The following is a 14355-nucleotide window of genomic DNA, read 5'->3' as shown; positions in this document are numbered from 1 at the left end:
AGCCGTCGCCGACGCACTCCTTATCGAATTAGTACGCGATCCTGTCGCCTTCTCTGCGGCGCGGCCTCATTAAGCCAAAAGCTTAATTTCCCCCTCCATAAATGATTACGTCATTCCTATATGAACCTGACTGAACTCAAGCAAAAGCCGATTACCGAACTGCTCGAATTGGCCGAACAGATGGGCATAGAAAATATGGCCCGTTCGCGCAAGCAGGACGTGATTTTCTCCCTGCTGAAAAAGCACGCGAAAAGCGGCGAGGAAATCTCCGGTGATGGCGTGCTGGAGATCCTCCAGGACGGCTTCGGCTTCCTCCGCTCTGCTGACGCCTCTTACCTGGCCGGCCCGGACGATATCTACGTCTCGCCTAGCCAGATTCGACGTTTCAACCTGCGCACCGGCGACACCATCGTCGGTAAAATTCGCCCGCCAAAAGAAGGCGAGCGTTATTTCGCACTGTTGAAAGTCGACACGATCAACTTCGATCGTCCAGAGAACGCGAAAAACAAGATTCTCTTCGAGAACTTGACCCCGCTGTTCCCGAACGTGCGCATGAAGATGGAAATCGGTAACGGTTCCACCGAAGATTTGACCGGTCGTGTAATCGACCTCTGCGCCCCGATCGGTAAAGGTCAGCGCGGTCTGATCGTTGCTCCGCCAAAAGCGGGCAAGACCATAATGCTGCAGAACATTGCGTCGAACATTTCGCGTAACAACCCGGAAGTGCACTTGATCGTTCTGTTGATCGACGAGCGCCCGGAAGAAGTGACCGAAATGCAGCGTACCGTGCGCGGCGAAGTGGTTGCCTCCACCTTCGACGAGCCGCCAACCCGCCACGTGCAGGTTGCCGAAATGGTGATCGAGAAGGCCAAGCGCCTGGTCGAACACAAAAAAGATGTGGTGATCCTGCTCGACTCCATCACCCGTCTGGCCCGTGCCTACAACACCGTGATCCCGAGCTCCGGCAAGGTATTGACCGGTGGTGTTGATGCCCACGCCCTTGAGAAACCAAAGCGTTTCTTCGGTGCTGCGCGAAACATCGAAGAAGGCGGCTCGCTGACCATTATCGCCACCGCACTGGTTGAAACCGGTTCGAAGATGGACGAAGTGATCTACGAAGAGTTCAAAGGCACCGGCAACATGGAACTGCCTCTGGACCGCAAAATCGCTGAAAAACGCGTCTTCCCGGCGATCAACATCAACCGTTCCGGCACCCGCCGTGAAGAGTTGCTGACCGCTGACGACGAGTTGCAACGCATGTGGATCCTGCGCAAGCTGTTGCACCCGATGGACGAAGTAGCAGCCATCGAGTTCTTGATCGACAAGCTGAAGCAGACCAAGACCAACGATGAGTTCTTCCTGTCGATGAAGCGCAAGTAAATCGCCGGAAGTTAAGCAAGAGCCGGGGAAACCCGGCTTTTTGCTGTCTAACCTTTCTTGATTTTGGGCAGCTCTCCCTTCAGATCACGCGGCTTGGGCGCTACACTCGGTGCCCCAACGCCACGGCCAACATGAGGCTCAAGCATGCAGTACCGCGACTTACGTGACTTTATCAGCGGCCTGGAACAGCGCGGCGAACTCAAGCGCATCCAGGTTCCGGTGTCACCCAAACTGGAAATGACCGAAATCTGCGACCGCACATTGCGCGCCAAAGGTCCGGCCTTACTGTTTGAAAACCCGGTGGGTCACGATATCCCTGTGCTCGGCAACCTGTTCGGCACGCCTGAGCGCGTGGCTTTGGGCATGGGCGCTGACTCGGTGAGTGAGCTGCGTGAAATCGGCAAGCTGCTGGCGTTTCTGAAGGAGCCCGAGCCGCCTAAAGGTCTGAAAGACGCGTGGTCCAAGTTGCCGATCTTTCGCAAGATCATTTCCATGGCGCCGAAAGTCGTCAAAGACGCGGTGTGCCAGGAAGTGGTCATTGAGGGCGACGATGTCGACCTCGGCCTGCTGCCGGTTCAGCATTGCTGGCCGGGAGACGTGGCGCCGCTGATTACCTGGGGCCTGACCGTCACCAAAGGTCCGAACAAGGACCGCCAGAACCTGGGCATTTATCGCCAGCAGGTGATTGGCCGCAACAAAGTCATCATGCGCTGGTTGAGCCACCGTGGCGGTGCGCTGGACTACCGTGAGTGGTGCGAAAAACACCCCGGTACGCCGTTCCCGGTGTCTGTGGCGCTGGGTGCTGACCCGGCCACCATTTTGGGCGCCGTCACCCCCGTGCCAGACAGCTTGTCTGAATATGCCTTCGCCGGGCTGCTGCGCGGCAACCGCACCGAGCTGGTGAAGTGCCGAGGCAACGACCTGCAAGTGCCGGCTACCGCTGAGATCATCCTCGAAGGCGTGATCCATCCCGGCGAAATGGCCCCGGAAGGCCCGTACGGCGACCACACCGGTTACTACAACGAGGTCGACAGCTTCCCGGTGTTCACCGTTGAGCGCATCACCCACCGGATCAAACCGATTTACCACAGCACCTACACTGGCCGTCCACCGGATGAGCCGGCGATTCTGGGCGTGGCACTCAACGAAGTGTTCGTGCCGATTCTGCAAAAGCAGTTCCCGGAAATCACTGACTTTTACCTGCCGCCTGAAGGCTGCTCGTACCGCATGGCCATTGTGACCATGAAAAAGCAGTACCCGGGGCACGCCAAGCGCGTAATGCTCGGTGTGTGGTCGTTTTTGCGCCAGTTCATGTACACCAAATTCGTTATCGTCACCGACGACGACATCAACGCGCGCGACTGGAACGACGTGATCTGGGCCATCACCACACGCATGGACCCCAAGCGCGACACGGTGATGATCGACAACACGCCAATCGACTACCTCGACTTTGCCTCGCCGATTTCGGGCCTGGGGTCGAAGATGGGGCTGGATGCAACCAACAAATGGCCAGGCGAAACCTCCCGCGAATGGGGGCGGGTCATCGTCAAGGATGAGGCCGTGACTCGCCGGATCGATGACATCTGGAATCAATTAGGAATAGATTGATGCGTGTAACCTTGCAGCCTTCAGGCGCCGTATTGGACACCTTGCCTGGCGAGCGGATTCTGGATGCGGCGCAGCGCCTGGGCTATGAATGCCCGCAAAGCTGCCGCAATGGTAATTGCCACGTGTGCGCAGCCTTGCTGGTTGAAGGGCAGGTGGAGCAGGCGGGTGAAGTCCGTGACCATGGCGAGGTTTACACCTGCCTGGCGGCGCCGCTGGAAGACTGCGTGGTGTTGTGGGATGGCGTCCTTGCGTTGGGAGAATTACCGGTGCGTAGCTTGGCCTGTCAGTTGACCGAATGTGTCGAATTGGGTGGTGATGTGTGGCGGGTGCGCTTGCGTGCACCGGCGGGCAAACTGCCGCGCTATCACGCCGGGCAATACGTGATGCTGGAACGTGAAAACGGCGAAAAGTCGGCGTTTTCACTGGCCAGCGCACCGCACTCGGGGCGCGACCTTGAGCTGCACGTGCTGGTGCGCGAAGACAGCGCCCGCAGCCTGATCGAGCAGTTGCAACGCAACAACATGATCCGTCTGGAGCTGCCGTTTGGCGACACGCATTTGTCTGAACTGCCGGACGGGCCGCTGGTGCTGATCGCCGCGGGCACCGGCATGGCGCAAATGCACAGCCTGATCGAGCATTGCCGTGCCAAAGGGTTCAAGCATCCGGTGCATTTGTACTGGGGCGTGCGTCGCCCTGAAGACTTTTATACGTTGGAAGAGTGGGATGCCTGGCAGCAAATCCCCAACCTGTTCTTGCACAAAGTCGTCAGTGATTTGTGCGGCTGGGAAGGGCGGTGCGGGTTGTTGCACGAAGCAGTGTGTGAAGACATCAGCGATCTTAGCGCTGTCTCGGTGTATGCCAGCGGCTCGCCTGCCATGATCTACGGCACCCTCGACGCGCTGGTTGAAGCGGGCATGGACGCGCACCAAATGCGCGCCGACGTGTTCGCCTACGCGCCCCGTCCTTGACGTAACCCCGTCTTCGACGCCGCTCTGTCGCGCAGCAAGCAGGCCACCGATAATCGTCAGCATCCCCCAATCAGTTCCTTCTCCCTCCGGGAGAGGGCTAGGGTGAGGGGGCTCTTGATTTACAAGAAATCGGATTACTGGCCGCCATACGTCTTGCCGTGCGGGTTATTTCATTTTTACTGCTATAAGATTCATAACGTTATTTTCTAGTACGCCGCATGCAATGCCTGTAGGACTCCATGCCTTCTGTGATAACTGTTTCTGAATCAGCGTGTACAAACGTGATTTACCCTCCTCGACTAGATCTTGGGGCGCCCCTGACCCCAGAACAACTTCAGCAATCCTTGCAGGCCACCATGGCGTGCCATCAAGGCGGTCCGGTCTGGCTGTTCGCCTATGGCTCGCTTATCTGGCGTCCTGAATGCACAGCTGTCGAGCGGGTGCGGGGCCGGGTGCATGGCTACCATCGCGGCTTGTATTTGTGGTCCCACGAGCATCGTGGCACGCCGCAACTGCCCGGCCTGGTCTTTGGCCTGGACCGTGGTGGCTCGTGCAGTGGCTTTGCCTATCGCCTGCCTGAAGACAACCTTGAAGCGGCGCTCAACGCCTTGTGGCGGCGTGAAATGCCGGTGCCTTCCTATCGGCCGCACTGGCTGAACTGCCGGCTTGAAGACGGTAACCAGGTCCAGGCGTTGGGGTTTGTACTGGAGCGGCATTTGCCCAGCTACGCGGGCAACCTTCCGGACGGCGTACTCAGCCAGGTGCTGGCCAATGCCAGCGGGCGCTACGGCACCACCCGCGACTACGTCGAACAGACCATCAGCGCCTTGCGCAGCCACGCCATGCCAGACCGCAACCTGGAGGCGCGCCTCAAGCGCTGTGTGTTGGCCAAGCCGTAAGGGTTGGTTTGAGGGTTCTGTCCATTTAATCGGAGCCATCCCACAACAGGATCAGAGCCGATGGGCTGAGAAACCTGGCGACACACTCCTATCATGCTTCCCCTCTGTGCTCATGTGAGCGCAGCGTCCGGGGGGAAGGTGATGAAAGGCTTAGTCGGGTTTGTGGTGATGTTCATGACACTGAGTGCGTGGGCAGAGGCGTGGCTCCCCGACGTCAAATACCTGATCAAGCCTGACTTCCCCGATGATCTTCGATACGCAGGCTCGGATGGAGAGGTGCGGTTGAAAGTTGTGGTCAAGGCTGATGGGTCGGTGGTTGATCCGAAAATCGTTTACAGCTCTCATCCCTTGTTTGCCGGGGCTGCCCTCAAGGTCATTGGCGAGTGGCGGTTCTCAAGCCGGCCGCTGACAGGGGATAACCCGCAGGAGCTGGAGGTCTTCGTGCCCATGGTTTTTGAGTATGAGCCTGTGAAGAAAGGTAAACAAAGCGACCAGCCGCTCGATTTGGTGACCGCAACCTGCCTGCAGCTCAATCGGGAGATCGATAGGTATGTTCGCAGTGATACGAAAATTCCGCTCGCGAACGTCACATTATTCCGGCTAACCCAAAAGCATTTGATTGCAGGGTTGGTTGACGGGAAGTACGACAATGAGTCGCTAACGCTGGGCTTGTTCGACCTATCCCAAAGCATGCTCAACGTGACGAAAATCTGTCAGCGCAGAATCAGCCGCACATTTGTCGACTTGCTACCGCCCAGCGTCAAAGCCTTGTTGGAGTCCGGGGGCATGGCGATTAAACGCGAGTAAACCTACGGCTTTTGCAGCGCTGGCCGATAACGGTAGACAGGTTTGTAAGCTGCCCCGGTATGCTTACCGCCATCTCGAACAAAGGAGCGAATTGTGAAAGCGTGGATTGTATTGCTGCTGGCTCTGACCTTGCCGATGACGGCGCTTGCCGAAGAAGCTGCAGAAGGCGCCGCGAAGGTTAGCTACATCACCATGAGCCCACCGTTTGTGGGCAATTACGGGCTGGACGGCAGCCCGAAGCTCAAGGTGTACAAGGCCGATATCTCGCTGCGCGTGTCGAGTGACGAAGCGGCGAAGGCGGTCAAGGCCAATGACGCGTTGATCCGTAACCAGTTGGTGGGCTTGTTTACCCAGCAAACCAGCGAGAGTTTGGGCAGTGTCGAAGCCAAAGAAAAAGTGCGCCAGGAAGCACTGAAACAGGTGCAACAAGTCATGACGGACGAGACCGGCAAGCCGATGGTGGAAGACCTGCTGTTCAATAATTTGATTGTTCAGTAACCGATTCGCGCTGCATTACAAACTGTAGGAGCGAGCTTGCCTCGCGATCTTTTTAAACGCTCAAAAGATCGCGAGACAAGCTCGCTCCTACAAGAGTAAAGGGCCTTACGACGCCAAACTCTTGCGGAACCGCGCCAGCGCGACGGCAAAGAACACCAGGCCAATCGCCGTCAGGGCCAGCAGGTCGGGCCACACCACATCAACCCCCGCCCCCCGGAACAAGATAGCCGCGCTCAAGCTCACAAAGTGGGTGGAGGGCGAGCATTGCATGACCCATTGCAGCCATTCGGGCATGCTGTCCAGCGGTGTGCTACCGCCCGAGAGCAGTAGCATGGGGATGATCACCGGTATCGCCAACAGACCAAACTGCGGTGTTGAGCGGGCCAGCGTGGCGAGGAAGATCCCCAGCGCGGTACTGGCAAACAGATACAGTGCGGTGACCATCAAAAACAACGCCAGCGAACCCGACAGCGGCACGCCCAGCGCCCATTTAACGATGATCTCCAGTGACAGCCAGGTGCACACCACCACGACCAGCATGTTGCTCCAGATCTTGGCGAGCATGATTTCCAGTGCAGTCAGCGGCAACACCAGCAAGTGGTCCAGGGTGCCGTGTTCACGCTCACGCAGCAGCGCGGTCCCGGTCAGTACGATGGCCAAAATGGTGATGTTGTTGACGATTTGAATCACTGCCAAAAACCAGCCGCCTTCCAGGTTCGGGTTGAACAATGGGCGGCTGCTGATCAGTGCCGGGGCTTTCGCGCCCGCGTTGGCTTGCCCGGCGTAATCGAGCAACTCGCGCTGGAAGATCTGCCCGATATACCCCGCGCCCATAAACGCCTGGCTCATGGCGGTGGCATCCACGTTGAGCTGCACAGCGGGCTCGCGGCCGGCCAGTAAATCGGCCTGGAAGTTGGCGGGTACGTTGATCACGAAGGTGTATTCGCCTTTGTCCAACGCCTCATCAAGTTGGTCATAGGGCAGGGCTTGCGGGGTTTTGAATTCCGGGGGCAGCAGCGACTCACTGAGCTTGCGTGACAGCGCGCTGTGGTCTTCGTCGATGATCGCCACACTGGCGTTGTGCACGCCAATGATGGAGCCCGCCGCCGGCATGTAAATCGCCACCGTAAAGGCGTACAGCAAGAACAGCAGCAACACGCTGTCGTGGCGCAGGCTGGTGAGTTCTTTGAGGCCAAGGCGCAGGATGTGCGAGAGCTTATGCATCAGACCTCCTGCTTCTTGAGCATGATCAGGCTCAGGCCGGTAAAGGCGACGAAGAACCCGAACAGCGCCAGGCATTGCGGCCATAGCTGGCGAAGGTCCAGCGCTTTGGTGAAGGTGCCCACGGCAATATCAAGGAAGTGCCCGGCCGGGAACAGCATGCCCATCAGCGCTGCTGAACCGTCCAGCGAAGAGCGCGGCACGATCAGCCCGGAGAACTGAATGGTCGGCAGGCTGGTGATGATCATGGTGCCCAGGATGGCGGCAATCTGGGTGCGGGTGAACGCCGAAATCAGCAGCCCCATGCTGGTGGTCGACAGCACATACAGCACGCCGCCCAACGCCAGGGTAAGGCCGCTACCTTTAAACGGAACGCCAAACAGCCAGCGGTTCATGGCCACCAGCAACGCCAGGTTGACCAGACTGACTGCCAGATACGGCGCCTGTTTGCCCAGCAAAAACTCCAGGCGGGTCAACGGCGTGGCGTAAAAGTTGGTGATGGAGCCCAGCTCCTTTTCACGGACGATCCCCAGCGCGGTGAGCATGGCCGGGATAAACGCGAGGATCAGCGCCATCACGCCGGGGCCGATGGCGTTCACGCTGATAACGTCCTGGTTGTAGCGAAAACGCACTTCGAGTTTGGCCGCGGACTGTTTGTTTTGCGCCAGGCTGCTCAGGGCGCTCAGCTGTTCGAGGTTGCCCTGGTGCACCGCCTGGACGTAGCTGCGGCTGGTTTCTGCACGAAACGGCATGCCGCCATCAATCCAGGCCGCCACCGTGGGCTGGCGCCCGGCATACAGGTCGCGGCCAAAGCCCGGCGGTATCTCCAGGGCGATTTTGATCTCGGAGCGTTGCAAGCGCTTGTGCAGTTCTTCGGGGCTCTGGATGGGTGTGTGCTCTTCGAAATACCGTGAACTGCGGAATGCCTCTAAGTAGGCCCGGCTTTGGGGTGTCTGGTCCTGGTCGTAGACGGCGAACGCGAGGTTTTCCACGTCCAGCGAAATGCCATAGCCAAAGATCACCATCATGAACACGGCGCCCAGCAAGGCGAAGGCCATGCGCACCTTGTCGCGCAACAGTTCTTTGGATTCACGGCTGGCTACGGCAATCAACCGCGTCAGGCTGAACCCGCTCTTGCTCGGCGGGGGCGGCGCATGGGCGGCTGGCGCGGCGATGGCTTCGGTGTCGGGCGGCGGGGTGGCGGCGCCCTGATCGTTTTGCGCCTGCTCCAGGCACGTCACAAACGCGGCTTCCAGGGTTTCACCCTTGAACTGCTGTTGCAGCGCATCAGGCGTATCGCAGGCCAGTACCTTGCCCGCGTGCATCAACGAGATGCGGTCGCAGCGCTGGGCTTCGTTCATGAAGTGGGTCGACAAAAAGATCGTCACCCCCTGGTCCCGCGACAGCTCGATCAACAATCGCCAAAAGTCATCGCGAGCGGCGGGGTCAACGCCGGAGGTCGGTTCGTCGAGGATCAGCACTTCGGGGCGGTGCAGTACGGCAACCGCCAAAGACAAACGCTGACGCAGGCCCAGCGGCAATTCGCCGGACTGTTGATCGGCGACGTCGCCCAGGTCGAATCGCTCGATCAGCTCTTCGATGCGTGCCTGGCTTTCGTCTTTGGGCAGGTCGAATAACTGCGCGTGCAGCACCAGGTTCTGGCGCACGCTCAGCTCGCCGTACAGCGAGAAGCTTTGCGACATAAAGCCGACGCGCTTGCGGGTGGCCAAGTCTTTGGCATTCACCGGATTGCCCAGCAGTTTGGCGCTGCCTTCGGTGGCCGGCATCAAGCCGGTCAGCACTTTCATGGTGGTGGTTTTGCCGCAGCCGTTGGAGCCCAAAAAGCCGAAAATTTCCCCTCGGCCAATGGCAAAGCTGACTTTGTTCACGGCGGTGAAATCGCCGAACTTAAGCGTCAGATCGTGGGCTTCAATGGCGATGTCGCTGTTGTCGCCGACCCGGGGCGGAATCACCAGCGGCTCATTGCTGTGACCACTGTCGCCCTGGTAGTGCGTAAAAGCTTCATCCAGCTTGCCGTTGGGCGATGCGGCGGCCAGCTCTTCGCTCAAGCCTGCGGCAATCAGCTTGCCCCGGTCGAGCATCAGGCAGTGTTCAAATTGCTCGGCCTCTTCCATGTAGGCCGTGGCCACCAACAGCGTTAGTTGCGGGCGCTGGCTGCGTACGTCTTCGACCAACTCCCAAAAGCGCCGCCGCGACAGTGGGTCAACGCCGGTGGTGGGCTCATCGAGAATCAGCAAGTCAGGCTCGTGTATCAGTGCGCAGCACAGGCCGAGCTTTTGTTTCATGCCGCCCGAGAGCTTGCCCGCCGGGCGATCGGCGAAGCGCTCCAGATCAGTCGCCTTGAGCAACTGCTCCATGCGCTCTTCGCATTCTTTTTTAGACAGGCCGAACAGCGTGCCGAAAAAGCGGATGTTTTCGCTGATGGACAATTCGGGGTAGAGGTTGCCGCCCAGCCCTTGGGGCATAAAGGCAATCAGCGGGTACAGCGTGTTGCGGTGATGGCGGTCATCAATCGGGCCGCCCAGTACCTCAAGGGTGCCTTGCTGGAGTTTTTTGACCCCGGCAATCAGCCCGAGCAGGCTCGATTTGCCCGCGCCATCCGGGCCAATCAGGCCGCAACGTGTGCCTTTGGGCAGGCTGAACGCAACGTCGATCAGCGCCTGTTGTTTGCCGTACCAGTGGTTGATGCCACTGGCGTTGAGCGCCAGGACGCTCATTGCAGATTAGCCGGCCAGTCCACATCGGCGGTTCGCACATAGCCTGCGCCCGGCATGCCTGGCTTGGCCTGGGGCACGGCTTCAGGATCGGTCAGGCGCAATTTGACGCGGAACACCAGTTTTTGGCGCTCATCGCGGGTTTCAACTTCTTTGGGGGTGAACTGCGACTTGGCCGCCACAAAGGAAATCTTGGCGGGTAACGCCTGATCGGGCAGGGCATCGAGCACGATACGCGCCTCGGCGCCCACGGTCAGTTTGCCGACCACGGCGGCGGGCAGGTACAGGTTCATGTACTGGTCGCTCGGGTCGATCATCATGAACACCCGGCCACCCGAACCCAGTACTTCACCGGGCTCGGCCAGACGCAGCTGGATCACGCCGTTGATGGGCGCGCGCAGGCTGCTGTCTTCTATTTCGCTGGTGAGTTGCGCCACTTGGGCTTCGCTGGACGCAATGGCCGCTTTAGCTGCGGCGACCTGGGCCTGGGCGGCGGTCACGGCGGCATTGCTGGTGTCGAATTGGGCTTGCTGCTGGTCGACTTGCTGGCCGCTGGCAAAGCCGCGTTGCGACAGTTGGCGGGTGCGCTTGAGTTCCTGGCTGGCCAGCAGTTTTTCGCTCTGGCGCAATTGCACGTTGGCCTCGTTGGCGGCCATGGCCTGGCGGGCGCGCTGCACTTCGGCCTGGGCCTGGACGCGGCTGGCTTCCAGCGTGCGGGTGTCCATGCGGGCCAGCAATTGGCCCTTGGTTACGCGGTCGCCTTCATCGACCAGCACCTCGGCCAGGCGGCCGGGGATCTTGGCGGCGATCTGGACTTCAGTGGATTCAAGTCGGCCATTGCCCATGCTGATGCCTTCGGGGAGCCGGTCATGCTGGGATTTCCAGTAACCAAACCCGCCTGCTGCCACCAGCAGAATCGCCAAAGGGATAACGAAATAATGGGAAATGCGGTGATTCTTCGACATGCCGACATCCTGGTCACAGAGCGCTCTAGTTTGACGGTTTCAAGGCGCAGGGCACTTGATGCCAGTCAAAGGAAGTCAGTAGCGTAGACGTGAATACAGGATGTTGCTTGATATGAAATAGATTGATGGCGCGCGAAGTGCGTAGCAGCTGCCGAGCCTGCGAGGCTGCGTCCGACTGCATAGCAGTCGTAAATCCAAGCACTGCGGTGTGTCAGTACTACCTTGCATGTAGCGTTTACGATCGCTTCGCAATCGGACGTAGCCTCGCAGGCTCGGCAACTGCTACGGAACTGCCCTGCAATCGCCTACAGCAACCCCATCACCACCGCCCACTCCTCGGCCGTCACCGGCATCACCGACAAGCGACTGCCTTTTTGCACCAGTGGCATTTCAGCCAGTGCACTTTGCTGTTTGAGGTAGTCAAGCTTGATCACCTTGGGGAAGGTGTGCACGTGGGCGACTTGCAGGGCGCTCCACGGGTTTTTCTCGGGGCTGGCCTTGGGGTCGAAATAATGGCTTTCGGGATCGAGGGCGGTCGGATCCGGGTAAGCGGCCTGGGCGATTCGGCCGACTCCAGCAATGCCCGGCTCCGGGCAGCTTGAGTGATAAAAGAAAAACTCGTCGCCCACGGCCATGGCACGCATGAAATTGCGCGCCTGATAGTTGCGCACACCGTCCCAGCGAGCTTCGCCGATCTTCTGCAAGTCCTTGATTGAAAACTCGTCAGGCTCGGATTTCATCAACCAATAGGCCATTCTTTGGGCTCCTGAAACATGGCGTAGTTATTTAGCCGGGCAACATTTGGATAAACCGACAATCGGTTGACACCAGCGTTTGCGTGTCTGTTCGTGTTGCCTCAGAATGCCGCCATTTTAAGCTTGACGTTGCTGCACGGCCTATAACAAAAACCGTTGCTGTCATCGTGTTGATGTGCCTGAAGGGGGGCAATCGATGAAACGCAAACCGGATTTACTGTGGGTGCTGGTTATTTTGTTCGGTCTGGGCGTGGTGACAACCGGTTATGCGCAAAGCCTCTGGTCAACTTCAAACGATTCACCGATTGAACTGGCGCAACAACAAGTACAACCTTTCAAACGCTAACCACTCATAAACGAAGGCATCGCTGCAACGTGATGCCTTGAGGGTCAGTGCGCGACGTACCACTGCGTGTCCGAGACCGTGCCGTGTAACGGTACATCCCAACTGGCTTGAGCCAGACTCCCGACTTTTTGACACTCATGGGCCAGGCCCAGCAGCGTCGGTTTGCGCCAGCTTTGGCGGCGCGCCAGGTACGCGAGGCTGCGGTCATAAAAACCGCCGCCCATGCCCAGTCGGCCACCCTTCGCATCAAACCCCACCAATGGCAACAACACCAGGTCCAGAGCCCAGACTTTGCGTTGGCGTGCGCGATTGATGCGCGGCTCCAGGATCCGGAAGCGGTTGGGGATCAGCTTTTCGCCCGGCGCATAACGCTGGAACACCATCTTGGTTCTGGGCCAGGCGCTGAGCACCGGCAGGTAGGTGATCTTGCCCCGGCGCTGTGCTTCACGCAGCAACAGGCGCGGGTCGATTTCACCGTCGGTGGGCAGGTACAGCGAGATGTGTTTGGCGCGGCGAAACAGCGGATGCTGCGCCAATTGCCGATACAGGCCACGGGCTGCCTGACGTTGCTCGCAGGGCGACAATTCGCGGCGGGCTTTACGCAGCAGTCGGCGAAGTTGCGGGCGGGAGGGCGTCGCAGGTTCGGTCATGATGGCGTGCTGTTCGAGATCGAGCCCACCGGGCGGTTGGCTCGTAGTCAGCCAATGCCAGCAGCAGGCTGGCATTGCACTTGGAAATCAGGCTCCCCGACGTACCGCTGTCGGCTTGGCCCTTGAACCCGAAAGTTCAAGGTGGAAGTTGCAGTAGACCTTAAGGCTTTCCGTCTAGCGGACATGCACACCGGCCCAACGTGCAAGCTCCAGGGTATTGCGAATCGGCTCAGGGACATCGCTAACTGGCGAATACTCCAGGGAGTGGCGAGAGTATACCCCAAAGAAACGTTTTGAATCAGCTCTGACGTTCGTTCGGATCAGTGGCCAGAACCAGATCGACGCGATCGAGCAGGTCGCGGACGTGTTCACGCGTTGCGCTGCTGGTCTGTACTTCGGGTGTTTCCTGCTTGTGCAGCAGGTCGTGGGTGATGTTCAGTGCGGCCATCACGGCGATACGGTCAGCACCGATGACCTTGCCGCTGCTGCGGATCTCGCGCATCTTGCCGTCCAGGTAACGTGCAGCACTCACCAGATTGGCGCGCTCTTCCTGGGGGCACATGATCGAATACTCTTTATCGAGGATGTGTACGGTGACGCTACTGCTTGTACTCATGAGTCTTGCTCCAGGGCTTTGAGACGCGAAATCATCGATTCCACCTTGTTCCGGGCGATTTCGTTTTTTTCAATGAGGTGCGCGCGTTCTTCGCGCCAAGTCTTTTCCTGAGCTACTAAGAGTCCGTTTTGGCGTTTAAGTTGCTCGACTCGTGTAATCAGCAACTCGAGTCTAGCCATCAGTGCATGCAGGTCGCTGTCTTCCATTGTGTCCTACTGTGTATTTTCTGATGGAGGGGGACTGCCAAGCCAGTTGACGCCTCGATGGTCTAGCCCGTCTGCCGATGCTAGGATACAAGGCCTCCATTCTAGACATAGCGCCGCTTGGCGCCTAGCTGACCATGCCTATTCAGAACTCCCCGTATCACGCCTTTGTAACCCTGCTGACCTCCAGTGGCCATTCCGTTTCGCCTGCTGAATTGCATGGCCACTTGCTGGGCCGTAGTTGTTCCGGCGCCGGTTTCGATGCTGACGGCTGGTTGGTTGACGCCGCCGAGCTGCTTTCAGGTGAGCCACAAGACAACGTACGCAATGCCTTGATCGGTTTGCAAGAGATGGTCAAGGGTGAGCTGACCAGTGACGACATGACCGTTGTGTTGTTGCTGCCGACTGACGATGCGCCGTTGGCCGAGCGAGCTGCAGCCTTAGGCCAGTGGTGCCAGGGTTTCCTGGCCGGTTTTGGCCTGAACTACCGTGAAAATGCCTTGAGCGATGAAGCCAACGAAGTGCTGCAGGACCTGGCCGCCATTGCCCAGGTGCAAGACGCCCTGGAAGAGTCGGATGACGGCGAAAGCGACTACATGGAAGTCATGGAATACCTGCGCGTCGCGCCATTGCTGCTGTTCACCGAGACCAAAAAGCCTGCCGAGGCTGCTGCTGCGAAACCTTCGCTGCACTGATTGATC

General features: G+C 58.9%; 15 protein-coding genes and 1 other RNA gene. 8 read left to right on the top strand and 8 right to left on the bottom strand.

Going from position 1 to position 14355, the window contains the following annotated elements; all coding sequences use genetic code 11:
- Positions 1-120: 120 nt before the first annotated feature.
- The 6 genes from rho to GHO25_RS17120 all read left to right on the top strand — a co-directional run bounded on the left by rho (position 121) and on the right by GHO25_RS17120 (position 6163).
- On the top strand, positions 121-1380 hold the full coding sequence (gene rho / locus GHO25_RS17145) for a transcription termination factor Rho (RefSeq protein ID WP_048366890.1): 1260 nt from the start codon (positions 121-123) through the stop codon (positions 1378-1380).
- A 144-nt stretch (positions 1381-1524) separates the two neighbouring features.
- Complete coding sequence (ubiD, locus tag GHO25_RS17140; RefSeq protein WP_048390472.1) at positions 1525-2991, top strand: 4-hydroxy-3-polyprenylbenzoate decarboxylase; 1467 nt, start codon at positions 1525-1527, stop codon at positions 2989-2991.
- Positions 2991-3959 carry a CDP-6-deoxy-delta-3,4-glucoseen reductase gene (locus GHO25_RS17135; protein WP_153391399.1) on the top strand — a complete coding sequence of 323 codons (969 nt, stop codon included), beginning with the start codon at positions 2991-2993 and terminating at the stop codon, positions 3957-3959. Before ubiD ends, GHO25_RS17135 begins: the two co-directional genes overlap by 1 nt.
- A gap of 239 nt (positions 3960-4198) precedes the next feature.
- Positions 4199-4858, top strand: a complete 660-nt coding sequence (locus GHO25_RS17130) for a gamma-glutamylcyclotransferase (RefSeq protein WP_153326046.1) — start codon at positions 4199-4201, stop codon at positions 4856-4858.
- A 141-nt stretch (positions 4859-4999) separates the two neighbouring features.
- Positions 5000-5665 (top strand): energy transducer TonB, encoded by a 666-nt coding sequence (locus GHO25_RS17125; protein ID WP_178110122.1) that lies wholly within the window; start codon positions 5000-5002, stop codon positions 5663-5665.
- Between the two features lie 93 nt (positions 5666-5758).
- Positions 5759-6163 carry a flagellar basal body-associated protein FliL gene (locus GHO25_RS17120; RefSeq protein WP_178110121.1) on the top strand — a complete coding sequence of 135 codons (405 nt, stop codon included), beginning with the start codon at positions 5759-5761 and terminating at the stop codon, positions 6161-6163.
- 105 nt (positions 6164-6268) lie between these two features.
- Here GHO25_RS17120 and GHO25_RS17115 read toward each other — a convergent pair whose 3' ends face one another.
- From GHO25_RS17115 to GHO25_RS17100, 4 genes are all read right to left on the bottom strand, one after another.
- Positions 6269-7387: an ABC transporter permease gene (locus GHO25_RS17115; RefSeq protein ID WP_048366886.1), complete on the bottom strand. Its 1119-nt coding sequence runs from the start codon at positions 7385-7387 to the stop codon at positions 6269-6271.
- Entirely contained in the window at positions 7387-10122 is a 2736-nt protein-coding gene (rbbA, locus tag GHO25_RS17110) for a ribosome-associated ATPase/putative transporter RbbA (RefSeq protein ID WP_153391395.1), read from the bottom strand. Before rbbA ends, GHO25_RS17115 begins: the two co-directional genes overlap by 1 nt.
- Positions 10119-11084, bottom strand: a complete 966-nt coding sequence (locus GHO25_RS17105) for an HlyD family secretion protein (RefSeq protein ID WP_048366884.1) — start codon at positions 11082-11084, stop codon at positions 10119-10121. The genes rbbA and GHO25_RS17105 overlap by 4 nt, the downstream gene beginning before the upstream one ends.
- A 305-nt stretch (positions 11085-11389) precedes the next feature.
- Positions 11390-11839, bottom strand: a complete 450-nt coding sequence (locus tag GHO25_RS17100; protein ID WP_153331446.1) for an EVE domain-containing protein — start codon at positions 11837-11839, stop codon at positions 11390-11392.
- Positions 11840-12035: 196 nt separating this feature from the next.
- Between GHO25_RS17100 and GHO25_RS17095 the strand changes: the two genes are divergently transcribed.
- Positions 12036-12185, top strand: a complete 150-nt coding sequence (locus tag GHO25_RS17095) for a hypothetical protein (RefSeq protein WP_088500273.1) — start codon at positions 12036-12038, stop codon at positions 12183-12185.
- A 44-nt stretch (positions 12186-12229) separates the two neighbouring features.
- On the opposite strand, the gene GHO25_RS17090 is transcribed toward GHO25_RS17095, so the two are convergent.
- The 4 genes from GHO25_RS17090 to GHO25_RS17075 form a co-directional block, all read right to left on the bottom strand.
- Positions 12230-12835 (bottom strand): 5-formyltetrahydrofolate cyclo-ligase, encoded by a 606-nt coding sequence (locus GHO25_RS17090; protein WP_153326039.1) that lies wholly within the window; start codon positions 12833-12835, stop codon positions 12230-12232.
- A gap of 89 nt (positions 12836-12924) precedes the next feature.
- Positions 12925-13102, bottom strand: a non-coding RNA gene (gene ssrS / locus GHO25_RS17085) — 6S RNA.
- A gap of 31 nt (positions 13103-13133) precedes the next feature.
- Entirely contained in the window at positions 13134-13451 is a 318-nt protein-coding gene (locus tag GHO25_RS17080; protein ID WP_048366882.1) for a cell division protein ZapA, read from the bottom strand.
- Positions 13448-13657, bottom strand: a complete 210-nt coding sequence (locus GHO25_RS17075; RefSeq protein WP_048366881.1) for a TIGR02449 family protein — start codon at positions 13655-13657, stop codon at positions 13448-13450. The genes GHO25_RS17080 and GHO25_RS17075 overlap by 4 nt, the downstream gene beginning before the upstream one ends.
- Before the next feature lie 134 nt (positions 13658-13791).
- Here GHO25_RS17075 and GHO25_RS17070 point away from each other — a divergent pair, with 134 nt between their 5' ends.
- On the top strand, positions 13792-14349 hold the full coding sequence (locus GHO25_RS17070; protein WP_153391393.1) for a YecA family protein: 558 nt from the start codon (positions 13792-13794) through the stop codon (positions 14347-14349).
- The last annotated feature ends 6 nt before the right edge of the window (positions 14350-14355 follow it).

This window comes from Pseudomonas sp. FSL R10-1350 (genome assembly GCF_009600525.1).
Classification (GTDB): Bacteria; Pseudomonadota; Gammaproteobacteria; order Pseudomonadales; family Pseudomonadaceae; genus Aquipseudomonas; species Aquipseudomonas helleri.
Note: the sequence above shows the minus strand (reverse complement) of the source record. Positions and strands in the feature narration are given on the sequence as shown.